The sequence below is a fragment of the Paenirhizobium selenitireducens ATCC BAA-1503 genome, from assembly GCF_000518785.1.
In the GTDB taxonomy this organism is placed as follows: Bacteria; Pseudomonadota; Alphaproteobacteria; order Rhizobiales; family Rhizobiaceae; genus Allorhizobium; species Allorhizobium selenitireducens.
Genome location: NZ_JAEG01000006.1, coordinates 60,392 through 76,310, shown reverse-complemented (window position 1 = coordinate 76,310; position 15,919 = coordinate 60,392). Strand labels below are relative to the sequence as shown.

Sequence of the window (15,919 nt, the reverse complement as noted above, 5' to 3'; positions counted from 1 at the left end):
AGGTGTCGCATGCGGTATGCCATCTATTTCACCCCGTCCTTCAGCGATACGCTGACGCTTGCGGCTGCGAGCTGGCTCGGGCGCAACGTCTATTCCGGCGAGCCGGTCGAGCATCCGGCGGTGCGCGGCCTCGGCATTCACGAGATCGCCTTCCACACGGCACTGCCGCGCCGCTACGGCTTCCATGCGACGCTGAAGGCGCCGTTCCACCTGCATCTGGAGAGCACCGAAGCGGCGCTGCTGCGCGAACTCATGCGCTTTGCCGGCACGCTCGAACCCTTCGAGATTCCCCGGCTGGTGGTCGGCCGTCTGGGCGATTTCTACGGCCTCGTGCCGGAAAAACCCTGCGCTTCGCTCGACTATCTGGCCGCCGCCGTGGTGCAGCAGTTCGACGGCTACCGCGCGCCGCTCAGCGAAGCGGAAATCGAGCGGCGCAATCCCGACGGCCTGTCGGCGCCGCAGTTCTCCAACCTGCATCGCTGGGGGCACCCTTACGTGATGGACGAGTTCCGCTTCCACATGACGCTCACCGGCCCGCTGCTGTCGCGCGATTTCGGCCGGATCGAGACGGCGCTCGGCGCCCATTTCGGCCCCGTGCTCGGTGAGCCGGTCGAGATCGCCAATCTGGCGCTGTTCGTCGAGAAGGAGCCGGGCGCGCCCTTCCTCGTGCATTCGCTGCATCCGATGGGCCGCGTCGCCGCCCGCAAGATCGCCTGATGGCGGGCACACGAAGCGGAGCCTAAAAGGCAGCGCCCCGCGCTTGCGTTTGCATCTCGACATCGGGCGCCGGCCTGCTTACCGTCTGGCGTCCGATTTCAGGGTGATTTGATGCACAATGACAGCTATCCGCGCGACCTTGTCGGCTATGGTCGCAACACTCCCGATCCGCGCTGGCCGGGCGATGCGCGCATCGCCGTGCAGTTCGTCGTCAACTATGAGGAGGGCGGCGAAAGCTCGATCCTCGACGGCGACCCGGCTTCCGAAAACCTGCTGTCCGAGATCGTCGGCGCGCAGCCCTGGCCCGGCCAGCGCAACCTCAACATGGAATCGATCTACGAATACGGCTCCCGCGCCGGCTTCTGGCGGCTGTGGCGGATGTTCACCGAACGCCGGGTGCCCGTCACCGTCTACGGCGTGACGCTCGCCATGGCGCGCAACCGGGAAGCGGTCGCGGCGATGAAGGAGGCCGGATGGGAGATCGCCAGCCACGGCTATCGCTGGCTGGAATACAAGGATTTCCCGGAAGACCTCGAGCGCCAGCACATTCTCGAAGCGGTGCGCCTGCACAAGGAACTGACCGGTTCGCATCCGCGCGGCATGTACCAGGGCAAGCCGTCCAACAACACGTTGAGACTGGTGATGGAGGAGGGCGGTTTCCTCTATTCCTCCGACAGTTACGCCGACGACCTGCCCTATTGGGTGAAAGGCGTGGACGACAAGCCCTTCCTCATCATCCCCTATACGCTCGAAACCAACGACATGCGTTTCGCCACGCCGCAGGGCTTCAATTCCGGCGACCAGTTCTTCACCTATCTGAAGGACGCGTTCGACGTGCTCTATGCGGAAGGCAAGGCGGGCAGCGCGAAGATGATGTCGGTCGGCCTCCACTGCCGCCTCGTCGGCCGCCCCGGCCGCGCCGCAGCCCTCGCGCGCTTCATCGACTATGTGAAGAGCCACGAAAAAGTGTGGATCCCGAAACGCATCGAGATCGCCGAACACTGGCACAAGTACCACAAGCCGGTGTGAGCCCGCGCGCGCCTGAAAGAGGTGAAAGCATGACCAGGATCGCCGATCTCAAGAAGAAGCTGATGGAGAACCCGGAGTTCCGGGCCGAATATCAGAAGGCGGACGAGGAGTTCCGTTTGATCGAGTCGCTGGTGCTTGCCCGCACCCGGGCCAAGCTGTCGCAGGCGGAACTGGCCCGCCGGATCGGGACGACGCAATCGGCGATCGCCCGGCTGGAAGGCGGCGGCGTCTCGCCGTCGCTGTCGACGCTGAGGCGCTATGCCGAGGCGACGGGTGCAAGGCTGGAAATCAATCTCGTCGAGACCTGATGCCTTGGTGGCGGAGCGACGGAGGCCGATCTGATCTTGAGCCTCATCGGGCCGGGGCGGCGCCTCGACAAGCCTTGCGGGCTTCGCTACTCCTTGGCCTTCGATCCAATCAACTGCTTCGCATTCCGGGAGACTTGATGCACAAGGCGGACTTTATTTCCCGCTTCGGCGGCGTGTTCGAACACTCGCCCTTCATCGCCGAGCGTGCCTTCGATGCGGGCTTGATCGTCGAGCCGTTGACGGCGTCCGGCGTACATGCGGCGCTGACCGAAAAATTCCGGGCAGCCTCGCCGGATGAACGGCTCGGCGTGCTGCGCGCCCATCCGGATCTGGCCGGCAAGCTGGCGATCGCCGGCGGACTGACCGAGGACAGCGCCAAGGAGCAGGCGGGAGCAGGCCTCGACCGGCTTTCGCCCGAGGAACATGCCCGCTTCACCGCGCTCAACACGGCCTATACGACGAAATTCGGCTTTCCCTTCATCATTGCCGTCAAGGGGCTGGCGAAGGACGATATTCTTGCCGCCTTCGAGGCGCGGATCGACAACAGCCGCGAGACGGAATTCGACACGGCCTGCGCGCAGGTCGAGAAGATTGCCCGGCTTCGCCTCGAAAGCTTCATTCCGGAGAACGACTGACATGCCCGAAATATCTACCGTGGTCCTGCCCGACTTTGCCGCAGGCGCCGTCAATCTCGCCTCGGCCCGCCTCGGCGCCCAGGGCGTGTTTTCGACCGACGAATTCTTCGCACCGCTGTCGCGCATGCTGAACGACGCGCCGGCCGAATTCGACCCGGATCTCTACGACGACAACGGCAAGTACATGGATGGCTGGGAAAGCCGACGCAAGCGCGTGCCCGGCCACGACTGGGCGGTGATCCGGCTGGCCATGCCCGGCCGCATCTTCGGCTTCGACGTCGATACCCGCTTCTTCACCGGCAACTATCCGCCGCATTGCTCGATCCAGGCGGCCTGTGTGGCCGAGGGCGATCCGACCGAGACGACGGTGTGGACCGAACTTCTGGCCAAGTCGCCGCTCGGGCCGGGCGCCCAGCATTTCTTCGAGAATGCCGATCGCGACAAGGTGTGGACGCATTTGCGGCTGCACATCTATCCGGATGGCGGCGTGGCGCGGTTGCGCGTCTATGGGGCGGCGCATTTCGACTGGTCGAAGGTCGGCGCGGACCAGGAACTCGATCTCGCCTATGTCTTCCACGGCGCCAAGGCGCTCGCCTGGTCGGATGCCCATTATGGCCATCCCGACAAGATGCTGGGTCCTGGACGCGGCCTCAACATGGGCGACGGCTGGGAAACCAAGCGTCGGCGCGGGCCGGGCCATGACTGGGCGATCATCCGCCTCGGTCATGCCGGCCTGATCAGCCGCATCGTCGTCGATACGCATTTCTTCAAGGGGAATTATCCGGACACCTGCGAACTGCTGGGCGCCTATCTGCCGGATGCCGGCGACACGTTCAGCCCTGAGGATATAGCCCAGTCGGAAGGCTGGAAGCCGATTCTCGGCCGGCAGAAGCTGGAGATGGACCGCGAGCACGAATTTTCCGGGTCACTCATCGCCGAAATCGGGCCGGTCACCCATGTGCGCTTCGCCATGCATCCGGATGGCGGCGTCATGCGCCTGCGTCTCTTCGGCACCAAGGCCTGAGACACAATAGTCGAAGAGGCACGCTTACTGCTTGGGTGCCTCTTCAGCCTCGCGGATGGCTTCCTGATGATACCAGCCGCCGCAGCCGCTTTCGATGATCAGCGGACGCGAACGGCTCTCGCGCTCCTGCATTTCCTTGAGCTTCTGAATGTTTCGAACCGGGAACTTCAAGATCATCGCCGATTCCCGAACCATGTTCGTCGTCATGCTGCTGCCTCTCTTTATTCATCGAGACTGGTGTTCGATGATGAAGTCTATCAGAGTTTTCGACCTTATGCACACGGAAAGTGCAATATGCCTAATATGTAGGCAATTCTTGCTGCGCGCTTCGAATGATGGTGATTTCATCACTTCGGATCGCGCGGTCCGTCGTGCAAGGAAACACGCCATGGCTGCAGAAGTTCCCACAAAATAGGCAAAACGACTGCCGCAATCGTCCGTGCCGCCGCACGCATCCCGGCGTTGGAGCTAAAAAATAGGATCATTGGCGCGCGTTTCGGCGAAGTTGGCACGCTTCATGCTTCTTTAACCGGGACTCGCCGGCGCGCCGGAGAATCAGCCCTCTGTTGCGCTCTTGGGCGAGCGCTTGACTGAAGAGAGACGAAGAATGACCAAGTTTAAGCTCGAGTATATCTGGCTGGACGGCTACACGCCGGTTCCGAACCTTCGCGGCAAGACGCAGATCAAGGAATTCGACAGCTTCCCGACGCTGGAGCAGCTTCCGCTCTGGGGTTTCGACGGTTCGTCGACCCTGCAGGCCGAAGGCCGGAGCTCCGATTGCGTCCTGAAGCCCGTCGCCATCTATCCCGATCCGGCCCGTACCAACGGCGCGCTGGTCATGTGCGAAGTCATGATGCCGGACGGTGTTACCCCGCATCCGTCGAACGCCCGCGCCACCATCCTCGACGACGAGGACGCCTGGTTCGGTTTCGAGCAGGAATACTTCTTCTACAAGGACGGCCGCCCGCTCGGCTTCCCGGAACACGGTTTCCCGGCGCCGCAGGGCCCGTACTACACCGGCGTCGGTTACAAGAACGTCGGTGACGTCGCCCGCCAGATCGTCGAAGAGCATCTCGACCTCTGCCTCGAAGCCGGCATCAACCACGAAGGCATCAATGCCGAAGTGGCCAAGGGCCAGTGGGAATTCCAGGTGTTCGGCAAGGGCTCCAAGAAGGCCGCCGACCAGATCTGGATCGCTCGCTACCTGCTGCTGCGCCTCTGCGAAGGTTACGGCATCGATATCGAGTTCCATTGCAAGCCGCTCGGCGATACCGACTGGAACGGTTCGGGCATGCACTGCAACTTCTCGACCAAGTACATGCGCGAAGTCGGCGGCAAGGAATATTTCGAAGCCCTGATGGCTGCTTTCGCCAAGAACTGGAAAGAGCACATCGACGTCTACGGTCCGGACAACCACATGCGCCTGACCGGCAAGCACGAGACCGCTCCGTGGGACAAGTTCTCCTACGGCGTCGCCGACCGTGGCGCATCGGTCCGCGTTCCGCATTCCTTCGTCAACAACGGCTACAAGGGCTATCTTGAAGACCGTCGTCCGAACTCGCAGGGCTGCCCCTACCAGATCGCTTCGCAGGTGCTGAAGACCATCTCGGAAGTGGCGACCGCCGACTACGGCCGCAGCGCCGCCTGATCGGTCCGCTTTTCCCAAGACGATGACGACGCCGGAGAAATCCGGCGTCGTTTGCGTTTCGGCGATCGCCTCTCGTGCTGCTCGGCGCTTCCCTCGGCGGGGCGGCTCGCCTATATTGGCCGGGCAGGAGAGAGCCGATGAAGCCGTCCGATGTGCTGGAAAAGAACCGTCAGGCGATCCGCGAGGCGACGAAACGCTTCAATGCGGCGAACCCGCGCGTCTTCGGCTCGGTCGCTCGCGGCGAAGACCGGGTCGGCAGCGATCTGGATATCCTGGTCGACGCATTACCGGGAATGACATTGTTCGATCTGGGCGGATTGCAGCCCGAGATGGAGCAACTGCTGCCGTGCAAGGTGGATGTGGTGACCTCGGGCGGCCTGAAGCCACGGATGCGTGACGGGATCCTGGCCGAGGCGGCGGCCATATGACCCCGGAGCAGCGGCTTCTCGACAATCTCCTCGACATGCAGGAGGCAGCCTCCGAGGCGATTGGCTTCGTTGGCGGTTCGACGCCGGAGACATTCGAGCGGGATATCCTGACCCAGCGCGCGGTCGCGATGACGTTCGTGCTGATCGCTGCCGCCGCATCGAGGATCCTCGGCCGTTTTCCGGACGTGGCGTCCGAACACCCGGACATCGCCTGGTCGACGATCGAGGGGTTGCGCAACATGGTCCTCCGCGAATACGGAGATCCCGACTGGTCGCTGGTCTGGGACACCGTCCAGAGGGACCTGCCGGCACTCGTCGCCCAGCTCGATCAACTGCGCCATCCGCATATCCAGGGAGAATGACCCCGCGTGACCGATCTCCTCTCCATCCAGCCGCTTACCGCCGCCGCCTTCTCGCCATTCGGCGAGGTGATCGAGGCCGATCCTTCCACCATGCGGCTGATCAATGGCGGCACGACCGAGCGGTTTCACGCGCTGTTTGCGCCCGAGGTTTCCGGCGAGGGGGCGCGGGTGATCGTCAGCATCTTCCGCGGACAGCCGCGCAGCTTCCCTTACGAGATCGGCATGATGGAGCGCCATCCGTTCGGCAGCCAGAGTTTTTCGCCGCTGTCGGGGCGGTCCTTCCTGGTGGCGGTCTCGCCGGACGAGGATGGCACACCCGGCCGGCCGCAGGTCTTCCTGGCGCGTCCGGACCAGGGGGTGAACTATCGCCGCAATGTCTGGCACCATCCGCTGATGGCAATCGGTGCGATCTCGGATTTTCTGGTTGTCGATCGCGACGGTCCGGGCAACAATCTCGAAGAGCATTTCTTCTCAACGCCATACCGCATCCTGGAGCCCCATCTATGACCGCTCTGACGACCCATGTCCTCGATACCGCGCTTGGCAAACCCGCCGAGGGGCTGAAGATCCAGCTGATGCGGATGAACGGGGAGGAGGCCGAACTGATCACCACGGTCTTCACCAATGCCGACGGACGGATCGACGGCGGGCCGCTGCTGAAGGACGCCGATTTCCAGGCGGGGCGGTACGAGCTGCTGTTCCATGCCGGCGACTATCTGAAGGCGAGCGGCGTTTCGCTGACCGAGCCGCCCTTCCTCGACGTCATCCCCATCCGCTTCGGCATATCCGACACGGCGGCGCATTATCACGTGCCGCTCCTCCTTTCGCCCTACGGCTATTCGACCTATCGGGGCAGCTGATGATCTTCGCCGCCATCGCCGACGTACACGGCAACCATCTGGCACTTGAGGCCGTGCTTCAGGACATCCGCCGGCAGGGGATTACCGAGATCGTCAATCTCGGCGACTGCTTTTCCGGGCCGCTCGAGGCCGGGCTGACCGCCGACCTGCTGATCCCGCTTAATGCCGTGACGGTGCGCGGCAATCACGACCGGGCGCTGATCGACCGGCCTTTCGAGGAGATGGGCGACTGGGAGCGGCCGTCCTATCCGCAGCTGTCGGAAGCCCAGCTCGACTGGATCCGCTCGCTGCCGTTCAGTGCCGTCTATCGCGACGAGGTCTATCTCTGCCACGCGACGCCCAAGGACGACAATACCTACTGGATGGAGACGCTGCACGAGGCCGGCATCTTCCATCTGAGGCCGATCGATGAGATCGAGGCGCTGGCGGAGGGTGTCGAGCAGCCGCTGATCCTGTGCGGCCACAGCCATATCGCCCGCTCAGCCCAGCTTTCCGACGGGCGGCTGATCGTCAATCCCGGCAGCGTCGGCTGTCCGGGCTTCGACTATGACAAGCCCTTCTACCACAAGGCCCAGGCCGGCGCGCCCTTTGCCGCCTATGCGGTGCTGGAGAAGACCGGCCGCGGCTGGCAGCCGACCTTCCGGCAGGTGCGCTACGACAACGCGGCTGCCGCCGAACTGGCGTGGGCGCACGGCATGGCCGACTGGGTGAGCGCGCTGTCGACCGGCTGGATCGCCTGAGGCTGGCGCCGGCTCTCTTCTCCCCAGCGGGGAGAAGTGCCGAGCGAATGCGAGGCGATGAGGGGGCCAAGTGCGCAGCCATCAATTGGCTTCGCCCCCCTCATCCGGCGCTACGCGCCACCTTCTCCCCGCGGGGGAGAAGAGGGACCGACACCGCTCGGCCCTCTTTGAAAAGGACGGCCTCGATTTGTGCTCTGATGCGCCGGTCGCCGCGCCTCTTCGCCCTTCCGATCTCAAACCTTGAACGGGTTCTCGGCGATGATGTCGCCGTCGATCTCGGTGATCTTCCGCTTGCCGCACAGCGCCATGGTGGTGTCCATCTCCTTGGCGATGATTTCCAAAGCCTTGGTGACGCCCGGCTTGCCCATCGCGCCGAGGCCATAGAGGAAGGGGCGGCCGATATAGGTGCCCTTGGCGCCGAGGGCCACGGCTTTCAGCACGTCCTGGCCCGAGCGGATGCCACCGTCGAGATGCACCTCGATCCGGTCGCCGACCGCATCGACGATGCGCGGCAGCATGGCGATCGACGAATGCGCGCCGTCGAGCTGGCGGCCGCCATGGTTGGAGACGATGATCGCGTCGGCACCGGTCTCGGCCGCCATCTTCGCATCCTCGACGTCGAGAATGCCCTTGATGATCAGCTTGCCGCCCCAGCGCTCCTTGATCCACGCCACGTCCTTCCACGACAGCTGCGGGTCGAACTGCTCGACCGTCCAGGCATTGAGCGAGGCGAGGTCGGTCACGCTCTTGGCGTGGCCGTGGATGTTGCGGAAGGTTCGGCGGTTCGTCTGCAGCATGTTCCAGCACCAGCGCGGGCGCGTGGCCATCTGGTAGAGATGCTTGGGCGTCAGCTTCGGCGGGGCGGAGAGGCCGTTGCGCAGGTCCTTGTGGCGCTGGCCGAGGATCTGCAGGTCGGCGGTCAGGACGAGCGCCGAGCATTTCGCCGCCTTGGCGCGCTCGATCAGGTTCAGCACGAAATCGCGGTCGCGCATGACGTAGAGCTGGAACCAGAAGGGCTTCGTGGTGACCGAGGCGACGTCCTCGATCGAGCATATGCTCATGGTCGACAGCGTGAAGGGCACGCCGAATTCTTCGGCAGCCCTCGCCGCCAGCATTTCGCCGTCGGCATGTTGCATGCCGGTCAGGCCCGTCGGCGCGAGCGCTACCGGCATCCTGACTGTCTCGCCGATCATGGTCGTTTCGAGCGAACGGCCGCTCATGTCGACCAGCACGCGCTGGCGCAGCTTGATCCTGGAAAAATCGCTCTCGTTGGCGCGGTAGGTGCTCTCGGTATACGCGCCGCTGTCGGCATAGTCGAAGAACAGTTTCGGCACGCGACGCTTCGCCAGCCGCTTCAGGTCGGCGATCTCAAGAATGGGGGACACGGGGTATTACCTCTTTGGAAATGGACGACAGAGTGCCATCAGAAATGTTCTCCCGACCGGAAGGGACCGATCCGCATGCCGGCCGCCACCAGATAGGCGGTGGACCAGCCGATCAGCACGAAGCCGTCAATGCCCTCGAGCGCTGCCAGCATGCGCCATTCGGGGTGCGGAATGACGTCGCCATAGCCGACGGTGGAAAAGGTGATGGTGGCGAAATAGAGGGCGGTGGGGAAATCCTCGATGAAGCCGATCATGTGATAGCAGATCGCCCAGAGCCAGACTTCCGCGGTCAGCACGGCAAAGACGCCGATGACCACCGTGTTCATCGCCAGGATGCGGCTTCGGTGGCCGTGCAGGCGGACATGCGAGGTGATCCAGCTCATCGCATGGGTCACGCCCATCAGCCCGAAAGTGTGGATGACGACCGTCATCGAGATCAGAAGGATGCCGAGAGCGAGATTGACAAGCAAGTTCATGGATTGGTTTCCGCGCTCATCCAACGAGCGTCCCACGCAGTTCCTTGCGGAACACGAATTTCAGCCCCGACCAGACGGCATCCACGGCGCAGACCTTCACGTCGACAAGGCCGGTCGGCAGGATCAGCTCGCGCAGCACGTCCTCGGTGATCGAGGTTTGCACGCCGGAGGACTTCTTCGGCCAGGAAAGCCACAACATGCCATCGGCCTTGAGCGCGGCGCGGAGTGCCGGAAGGCGGTCGGCCAGCCGCTCGCGCGCGGTTTCGAATCCATGGATCAGGTCGAATTCCCTTGCTGTGACGCCGTCGAGGCTCGTCGCGACCCGCGCCAGGCCGTCGGTGCGGGCAAGATCGCACAAATGGTCCGGCAGGTCGAGGAACAGCGTCGCCATGCCGGGTTTCAGGCCGAGCTTCTTGGCAAGAGGAGTGCCGGAATAGCCGTGCTGCATCGATCCCTCAGGCGGCGGCCGGCTTCATTGCCTTGCCCGCGACATAGGTTTCGACGACGGATCTGTCGTCTCCCATTGTCTGCAGCAGAAACAGTTCCTCCGCAAGGGATTTGACCGTCTCCATGCGCAGCGCCATGGCAGGCGTGGCAGCCGCGTTCAGCACGACGAAATCGGCATCCGTGCCGGGCTCCAGCGTGCCGATCCGGTTCTCGAGCGACAGCGCCTCGGCATTGCCGCGCGTCATCATGTGGAAGCTTTCCAGCGGGTTTAGTCGCTCGCCGAGCAATTGCTGGATCTTGTAGGCCTCGTCGAGCGTCTTGAACATGGAGTAGCTGGAGCCGCCGCCGATGTCCGTGGCGACCGCGATGCGCAGCTTCTTCTCGCGCCGCTGGTACTTGCGCATCGGAAACAGGCCGGAGCCGAGGAAGAGATTGGAGGTCGGGCAGTGGACGGCGACCGCGCCGGCCTCGCTCATGGCATCCGCCTCGCGGTCCGACAGGTGGATCGCATGGCCGAACAGGCTCTTGCGCCCCAGCAGGCCGTAATGCGCGTAGATGTCGGTGTAGTCGATCGCGTCCGGATAGAGCGAGCAGGTGAAGTCGATCTCGTCGTGGTTTTCCGACAGATGCGTCTGGATATGCAGGTCGGGGAATTCTTGCGCCAGGTCCTGCGTCATCGCCATCTGCCGAGGTGTCGAGGTGATGGCGAAGCGCGGGGTGATGGCGACGTGGTTGCGGCCCTTTCCGTGCCAGTCGGCGATCACCTGCCGTGTCTCGTCATAGCCCGTCTCCGGCGTGTCGAGCAGGCCCTGCGGCGCGTTGCGGTCCATCATCACCTTGCCGCCGATCATCAGGCTGCCGCGCCTGAGGCTCTCGGCGAAATAGGCGTCGGCCGAGGCCTTGTGCACCGAGCAATAGGCGACCGCGGTGGTCGTGCCGTTGCGGAAGAATTCGTCGAAGAAGGCCTTGGCGATGCGCTCGGCATGGGCGCTTTCGACGAAGCGGCATTCCTCCGGGAAGGTGTAGGTGTTCAGCCATTCGAGCAGGTTCGCGGCATAGGAGGCGATCACCTGCATCTGCGGGAAGTGCACATGGGTGTCGATCAGGCCGGGCAGGATGAGATGCGGGCGGTGGTCGACCACGACCGTCCCTTCGGGCGCGGCGGCATTGACGTCGGCAAAATCGCCCATGGCGACAATCCTGCCGTCCTCGACCAGCAGCGCGCCGTCGCTCTCGTAACGATAGCTGCCGGCATCGTCGATGTGATCCGGCGCGCGGGTGAAGCTCAGCGTGCGCCCGCGATAGAGGACGGCGCTCATGGCTGCTTCGCCTCAGACACCGCGCTCTCGAACCAGGCGACCAGCAGGGCGCGCTCCTCGGACGAGACTTCGGTGACATTGCCGGGCGGCATGGCATGGCTGCGGCCGGCCTGGATGTAGATTTCGCGCGCATGGGCGGCGATCTGCGCATCCGTCTCCAGCTTCAGGTCCTTCGGCGGCCGCACGATGCCCTCCCAGACCGGCTCGGCGGCGTGGCACATCGAACAGCGCGACATGACGACGTCGCGGGCCGCCTCGTAATGGGCGTTCTCGACGAAGCGCAGATGGACCGGCGCGACCGAAACCTCTTCCTCCACCGGGGCCTTCTGAACGGTCGATAGCCACATGATGGCGATGAAGATCAAAAGGGTGGCAAGCCAGGTCCAGGTCGGCCGGCCCTTGCGGGCATGGGTGGTGTTGAACCAGTGGCGGATCGTGACGCCCATCAGGAAGACCAGTGCTGCGATCACCCAGTTATAGGCCGTGCCGAAAGCCAGTGGATAATGGTTCGACAGCATGAAGAAGATCACGGGCAGCGTCAGGTAGTTGTTGTGCAGCGAACGCTGCTTGGCGATCACGCCGTATTTCGGGTCGGGCGTGCGCCCGGCGATCAGGTCGGCGACGACGATCTTCTGGTTGGGGATGATGATCAGGAAGACGTTTGCCGACATGATGGTGGCGGTAAACGCGCCGAGATGCAGGAAGGCGGCGCGGCCGGTGAAGACCTGCGTATAGCCCCAGGCCATGGCGATCAGCGCGACGTAGAGCACGCCCATCAGCACCCAGATGTTCCTGCCGAGCGGCGACTTGCACAGCTGGTCGTAGATCACCCAGCCGACGGCGAGCGAGGCGACGGAAAGGGCGATCGCCTGCCATTGGGTGAGGTCGAGCACGTGCCGGTCGATCAGGAAGAGATCGGCGCCGCCGTAATAGACGACGGCGAGCATGGAGAAGCCCGAGAGCCAGGTGACGTAGCTTTCCCATTTGAACCAGGTCAGGTGCTCCGGCATGGTTGCCGGCGCCACCAGGTATTTCTGGATGTGGTAGAAGCCGCCGCCATGCACCTGCCATTCCTCGCCATAGGCGCCGACCGGCAGATGCGCCCGCTTCACCAGGCCGAGATCGAGCGCGATGAAATAGAAGGACGAGCCGATCCAGGCGATCGCGGTGATGACGTGCAGCCAACGCACGGCAAAGGAGAGCCATTCCCAGGCAATGGCGTATTCGTACATCAGAAAAATCCCTTTCTTCCCCCCGGCCTTTCAGTTTCGGAAATTATCCACCGCAAGGGAAGCCCCGCATGTCGGATCGCGGGCCAATCCAGAGAATTTCTTTGATGAGGTTCCCGGACGTCATTGCGCATCAAGGCCCATGGCGACCCGTTCCGGCGCCAATGTCGCCTCCAGCCATTCGCGGAACTTGCGGATTTTCGCCACGTTGCGGCGGCTTTCCGGGTAGACCAGCCAATAGGTATTCTTGTCGAGGTAGGCCGCCTCGAAGGGCTGGATCAGCCGCCCGGAGGCAAGCTCGTCCTGCAGGTAGAAGCGGCTGAGGAAGGCCACGCCCTGGCCGGCGATCGCAGCGCCTGCGTCGAGATCGAGCGCGCCGAAGGCGCTGATGCGCGGTGCGCGGTGCGGCGGCGCCTCCAGTCCGATCGATGCGAACCAGTCCCGCCACATCTCGTCATCCTCGCTGATCAGCGGCAGTTTCAAGAGATCGGCCGGTGTCTTCAATCCGCCGATGCTTTGCGAAAGTCTTGGGCTCAGCATCGGCGTGTAATCGAGCCTCAGGAGCGGGTGGCAGACCAGGCCCGGCCAGGGACCGATGCCGATGCGGATGGCGACATCGGCGGTCTCGCGGTTGAAGTCGGTGAGTGCGGAGCCGCGGAGCAGCCGGACTGCAATGTTGGGATGGGTGAGCTGGAAGGCGCCGAGATGCCGGGCCAGCCAATGGGAGGCGAATGTCGGCGTGGAGTGGATTTCGAGGATCTCGTCGGCATCCTGACGCGCGGTGGCGATCGCTTCGCGCAGGACGGCGAAGGCATCCGTCACCTTGGGCAGCATGCGCTCGGCCGTTTCCGTCAGCACGATCTGGCGCGGCTTCCTGAGAAACAACGGCTCGCCGATATTGTCTTCCAGCAGCTTGACCTGATAGCTCACCGCCGTCTGGGTCATGCCCAGTTCCTCGGCGGCCTTGGTGAAGCTCCTATGCCGGGCCGCCGCCTCGAAGACGCGCAGGGCATTGAGCGGGAACTGTCTCGACAGTTTCATGGATAAGCTCTCTTGATGCATGCCTACCGTATTCGAATTGGAAACCGGCGGCAATCCGGCGCATCTCTTGGTCCATCAGGTCATTTTTGCCCATGGAGAGGAGACGAAGATGTTGCAGGCGACAAGACGCTGGTGGGCTCCGGCGGGCGTGACGTCGGGCCGTCTGTTGCGGCCCCTGCGCCGCTTCCTCGAGCGCCTGTTCCAGCCGGATCGCACGGCCACCGAGGATCTGCCGCCGGAGGTGAAGAAGGATCTCGGCCTTCTCGACGGCCGCCCGTCGCGGAACCGGACCGAGGCCTACTGGTCGGAACAAAGACGCCACCGCGACTGGATGCGCTCCGGTCCGTTCTGAGGAATGTCGAGTCTAATCAAGACGATGCGCCGGCGGACTGAAGAAGTGATTCCGCCGCTTCATGCGGTGATTCAGGTGGGCCACCGCTCGTTCGGCCAGTCGCGCGCGGTGTGGATGACCCGCAGGATGTAGATCGCCTCTCCGTCGCTTGGATCACTGACCCTGTAGGCCATCACATAGGGCAGGCCGACCACGCGTTTTTCCGAGGTCCCCGAGACGCGTCCGGGCCTGCCGACGGCCCTCTCTCCAAGCGCGAGTGCCGTATCGCTGATCCTTCTCGCGATTTTCCTGGCGGCCTCGGGATTGTCGATGGCGATAAAGGCGATTTGCTCTTTGAGATCGTCCAGTGCTGCGCGCGACCACCGGACGGGCCGCGTCACGACCGGCGCGCCTCGGCGGCATCGATCACGGCGTGGAGTTCCGCCATGGCGGCGTCATGGTCGACGACATCGCCCGTTGCCACGTCGCGCAGCCCCTTCTCGATATTCTCGATGGTCCGCTGCTCCTGCTCGACAAAGGCCGAGACGGCCTCCGTCGCCAGATGCTCCTTGCTGCGGCTGGTGCGCTCGGCGAGGCGCACGAGCTTGGCCTCGACCTCGGCGCTCACATGGATGGTCACGATCTTGTCGGCGGACATGTGGGGCTCCTGGTCCGGGTTGCGGCAGAATAGTGCAATCGGGCCTCCGTTGCCAGCGGCCCGGCGCCCGTCAGCCCAGCAACACGGTGAGCAGTTCGGCCGCGACCAGGGCCGCGATCACCGGGGGGCGCTTGTCGCGCAGCGCGCTACCGCCGATCGGCAGGACAAGCCGGTCGAGCACGGACGGGTCGCCGCCCTCGCGGTCCAGCCAGCGGGCAAAGGTGGCGCGCTTGGTGGCCGAGCCGATCATGCCGACATAGGCGAGATCGGGGCGGGCAAGCGCCTGTCGGGCGATGAGGAAATCCAGCGCATGGTCGTGGGTGAGGATGACGGCCGCGCCGCCCGGCCGGATCATGGCCACCTCCGCTTCCGGCACCGCAACGCGGCGCAGCGTAACCCCGTGCGGCAGGCCGTTGTCGGCAAGGTCGCGGGTCTCGACCAGGGTGACGGTGAGGGGCAAGGGGGCAAGGGCGATCGCCAGCGCCTGCCCGACATGGCCGGCGCCGAAGAGGAAGACGTCGGGATAGGTGATTTCCAGCCTGGTTTGCCGGTCGATCAATGCCTGCTGCGACGCTGCGTCGAGGCGGGTGAAGGCGAGCCGGGTGCGCCCGCCGCAGCACTGGCCGATCTCCGGCCCGAGCGGCACGTCGAGCGATGCAGTCCGCTCGCCGCTGGCCAGCAGTCTGCGGGCATGGTCGATCGCCAGAAATTCCAGCTGCCCGCCGCCGATCGTGCCGAACAGCGCGTCGGCCGCCACCACCATGAAGGCACCCGCCTCGCGCGGGGTCGAGCCCTTGGCCTCGGCGACATCGACGAGCACGGCATCGGGATGGGTGGCGAGGAAGGTGGGGAGGGAATTGGAGACGCTCATGCGGGGATACCCCCCTCTGCCCTGCCGGGCATCTCCCCCTCAAGGGGGGAGATCGGCAAGACTGCGGCCGCTCGGCCGTGTCGCAAAGCCCGTGCTGCAAGCCGCGCGTCGTTCGAACTCGATGCGTTGTGTTTGGCAGGCGCGTGGCCGCCTTCCGATCTCCCCCCTTGAGGGGGAGATGCCCGGCAGGGCAGAGGGGGGTGAGCGGCGGTGGAAGGACGGACGTCGGGCAAAAGGGCGCGAGCTACCGCGCGACCGAGGAAACGGTGCGCGCTGCCTCCCCCGCGGGGAACCGCGCCGTACGGGTGCGAGGCGATCCGGGAGCGGCGAATCCGTTGGACGTGGCTCGCGCGCCCCTCATCCGGCGCTGCGCGCCACCTTCTCCCCGAGGGGGAGAAGAGGTTTGCGACC

The 15,919-nt window shown here is 64.4% G+C and carries 22 protein-coding genes; 12 read left to right on the top strand and 10 right to left on the bottom strand.

Annotated features, from left to right (window positions below; translation table 11 throughout):
- Positions 1-9 precede the first annotated feature (9 nt).
- From L867_RS0107760 to alc, 5 genes are all read left to right on the top strand, one after another.
- On the top strand, positions 10-717 hold the full coding sequence (locus L867_RS0107760) for a DUF1045 domain-containing protein (RefSeq protein ID WP_028736346.1): 708 nt from the start codon (positions 10-12) through the stop codon (positions 715-717).
- 111 nt (positions 718-828) lie between these two features.
- Complete coding sequence (gene puuE / locus L867_RS0107755) at positions 829-1,746, top strand: allantoinase PuuE (protein ID WP_028736345.1); 918 nt, start codon at positions 829-831, stop codon at positions 1,744-1,746.
- Between the two features lie 29 nt (positions 1,747-1,775).
- Positions 1,776-2,054 carry a helix-turn-helix domain-containing protein gene (locus L867_RS0107750; RefSeq protein WP_028736344.1) on the top strand — a complete coding sequence of 93 codons (279 nt, stop codon included), beginning with the start codon at positions 1,776-1,778 and terminating at the stop codon, positions 2,052-2,054.
- Between the two features lie 137 nt (positions 2,055-2,191).
- Positions 2,192-2,689, top strand: a complete 498-nt coding sequence (gene uraD, locus L867_RS0107745; RefSeq protein ID WP_408605961.1) for a 2-oxo-4-hydroxy-4-carboxy-5-ureidoimidazoline decarboxylase — start codon at positions 2,192-2,194, stop codon at positions 2,687-2,689.
- A 1-nt stretch (position 2,690) separates the two neighbouring features.
- Positions 2,691-3,713, top strand: a complete 1,023-nt coding sequence (gene alc, locus L867_RS0107740; RefSeq protein ID WP_028736342.1) for an allantoicase — start codon at positions 2,691-2,693, stop codon at positions 3,711-3,713.
- Between the two features lie 24 nt (positions 3,714-3,737).
- Here the strand turns inward: alc and L867_RS0107735 are convergent, their stop codons facing one another.
- Positions 3,738-3,920 carry a DUF2735 domain-containing protein gene (locus L867_RS0107735; protein ID WP_028736341.1) on the bottom strand — a complete coding sequence of 61 codons (183 nt, stop codon included), beginning with the start codon at positions 3,918-3,920 and terminating at the stop codon, positions 3,738-3,740.
- 400 nt (positions 3,921-4,320) lie between these two features.
- On the opposite strand from L867_RS0107735, the gene L867_RS0107730 reads away from it, so the two are divergent.
- The 6 genes from L867_RS0107730 to L867_RS0107705 all read left to right on the top strand — a co-directional run bounded on the left by L867_RS0107730 (position 4,321) and on the right by L867_RS0107705 (position 7,751).
- Positions 4,321-5,361: a glutamine synthetase beta-grasp domain-containing protein gene (locus tag L867_RS0107730; protein WP_028736340.1), complete on the top strand. Its 1,041-nt coding sequence runs from the start codon at positions 4,321-4,323 to the stop codon at positions 5,359-5,361.
- 137 nt (positions 5,362-5,498) lie between these two features.
- A complete protein-coding gene (locus tag L867_RS0107725; RefSeq protein WP_028736339.1) occupies positions 5,499-5,789 on the top strand; it encodes a nucleotidyltransferase family protein in 291 nt (96 codons plus the stop codon).
- On the top strand, positions 5,786-6,151 hold the full coding sequence (locus L867_RS0107720; protein ID WP_028736338.1) for a HepT-like ribonuclease domain-containing protein: 366 nt from the start codon (positions 5,786-5,788) through the stop codon (positions 6,149-6,151). Before L867_RS0107725 ends, L867_RS0107720 begins: the two co-directional genes overlap by 4 nt.
- A 6-nt stretch (positions 6,152-6,157) precedes the next feature.
- A complete protein-coding gene (locus L867_RS0107715; protein ID WP_028736337.1) occupies positions 6,158-6,658 on the top strand; it encodes an ureidoglycolate lyase in 501 nt (166 codons plus the stop codon).
- The gene (gene uraH / locus L867_RS0107710; RefSeq protein ID WP_028736336.1) at positions 6,655-7,011 is read left to right on the top strand and encodes a hydroxyisourate hydrolase; all 357 of its coding nucleotides are present in this window, start codon (positions 6,655-6,657) and stop codon (positions 7,009-7,011) included. The genes L867_RS0107715 and uraH overlap by 4 nt, the downstream gene beginning before the upstream one ends.
- The gene (locus tag L867_RS0107705; RefSeq protein ID WP_028736335.1) at positions 7,011-7,751 is read left to right on the top strand and encodes a metallophosphoesterase family protein; all 741 of its coding nucleotides are present in this window, start codon (positions 7,011-7,013) and stop codon (positions 7,749-7,751) included. Before uraH ends, L867_RS0107705 begins: the two co-directional genes overlap by 1 nt.
- Before the next feature lie 233 nt (positions 7,752-7,984).
- Here the strand turns inward: L867_RS0107705 and L867_RS0107700 are convergent, their stop codons facing one another.
- The 6 genes from L867_RS0107700 to L867_RS0107675 all read right to left on the bottom strand — a co-directional run bounded on the left by L867_RS0107700 (position 7,985) and on the right by L867_RS0107675 (position 13,648).
- Positions 7,985-9,136: an alpha-hydroxy acid oxidase gene (locus tag L867_RS0107700; RefSeq protein ID WP_028736334.1), complete on the bottom strand. Its 1,152-nt coding sequence runs from the start codon at positions 9,134-9,136 to the stop codon at positions 7,985-7,987.
- Between the two features lie 38 nt (positions 9,137-9,174).
- Entirely contained in the window at positions 9,175-9,612 is a 438-nt protein-coding gene (locus L867_RS0107695; protein ID WP_037172887.1) for a potassium channel family protein, read from the bottom strand.
- A gap of 16 nt (positions 9,613-9,628) precedes the next feature.
- Positions 9,629-10,060: a DUF3052 family protein gene (locus tag L867_RS24810; protein ID WP_037172883.1), complete on the bottom strand. Its 432-nt coding sequence runs from the start codon at positions 10,058-10,060 to the stop codon at positions 9,629-9,631.
- Between the two features lie 7 nt (positions 10,061-10,067).
- The gene (guaD, locus tag L867_RS0107685; RefSeq protein WP_028736332.1) at positions 10,068-11,378 is read right to left on the bottom strand and encodes a guanine deaminase; all 1,311 of its coding nucleotides are present in this window, start codon (positions 11,376-11,378) and stop codon (positions 10,068-10,070) included.
- Positions 11,375-12,610, bottom strand: a complete 1,236-nt coding sequence (gene puuD, locus L867_RS0107680; RefSeq protein WP_028736331.1) for a urate hydroxylase PuuD — start codon at positions 12,608-12,610, stop codon at positions 11,375-11,377. Before puuD ends, guaD begins: the two co-directional genes overlap by 4 nt.
- A gap of 120 nt (positions 12,611-12,730) precedes the next feature.
- On the bottom strand, positions 12,731-13,648 hold the full coding sequence (locus L867_RS0107675) for a LysR substrate-binding domain-containing protein (protein ID WP_104368007.1): 918 nt from the start codon (positions 13,646-13,648) through the stop codon (positions 12,731-12,733).
- Between the two features lie 19 nt (positions 13,649-13,667).
- On the opposite strand from L867_RS0107675, the gene L867_RS0107670 reads away from it, so the two are divergent.
- Positions 13,668-14,000: a hypothetical protein gene (locus L867_RS0107670; RefSeq protein WP_028736329.1), complete on the top strand. Its 333-nt coding sequence runs from the start codon at positions 13,668-13,670 to the stop codon at positions 13,998-14,000.
- 71 nt (positions 14,001-14,071) lie between these two features.
- Here the strand turns inward: L867_RS0107670 and L867_RS0107665 are convergent, their stop codons facing one another.
- From L867_RS0107665 to xdhC, 3 genes are all read right to left on the bottom strand, one after another.
- The gene (locus L867_RS0107665) at positions 14,072-14,380 is read right to left on the bottom strand and encodes a type II toxin-antitoxin system RelE/ParE family toxin (protein ID WP_028736328.1); all 309 of its coding nucleotides are present in this window, start codon (positions 14,378-14,380) and stop codon (positions 14,072-14,074) included.
- A complete protein-coding gene (locus L867_RS0107660) occupies positions 14,377-14,637 on the bottom strand; it encodes a CopG family ribbon-helix-helix protein (protein ID WP_028736327.1) in 261 nt (86 codons plus the stop codon). Before L867_RS0107660 ends, L867_RS0107665 begins: the two co-directional genes overlap by 4 nt.
- Before the next feature lie 70 nt (positions 14,638-14,707).
- The gene (gene xdhC, locus L867_RS0107655) at positions 14,708-15,508 is read right to left on the bottom strand and encodes a xanthine dehydrogenase accessory protein XdhC (RefSeq protein ID WP_028736326.1); all 801 of its coding nucleotides are present in this window, start codon (positions 15,506-15,508) and stop codon (positions 14,708-14,710) included.
- Positions 15,509-15,919 lie beyond the last annotated feature (411 nt).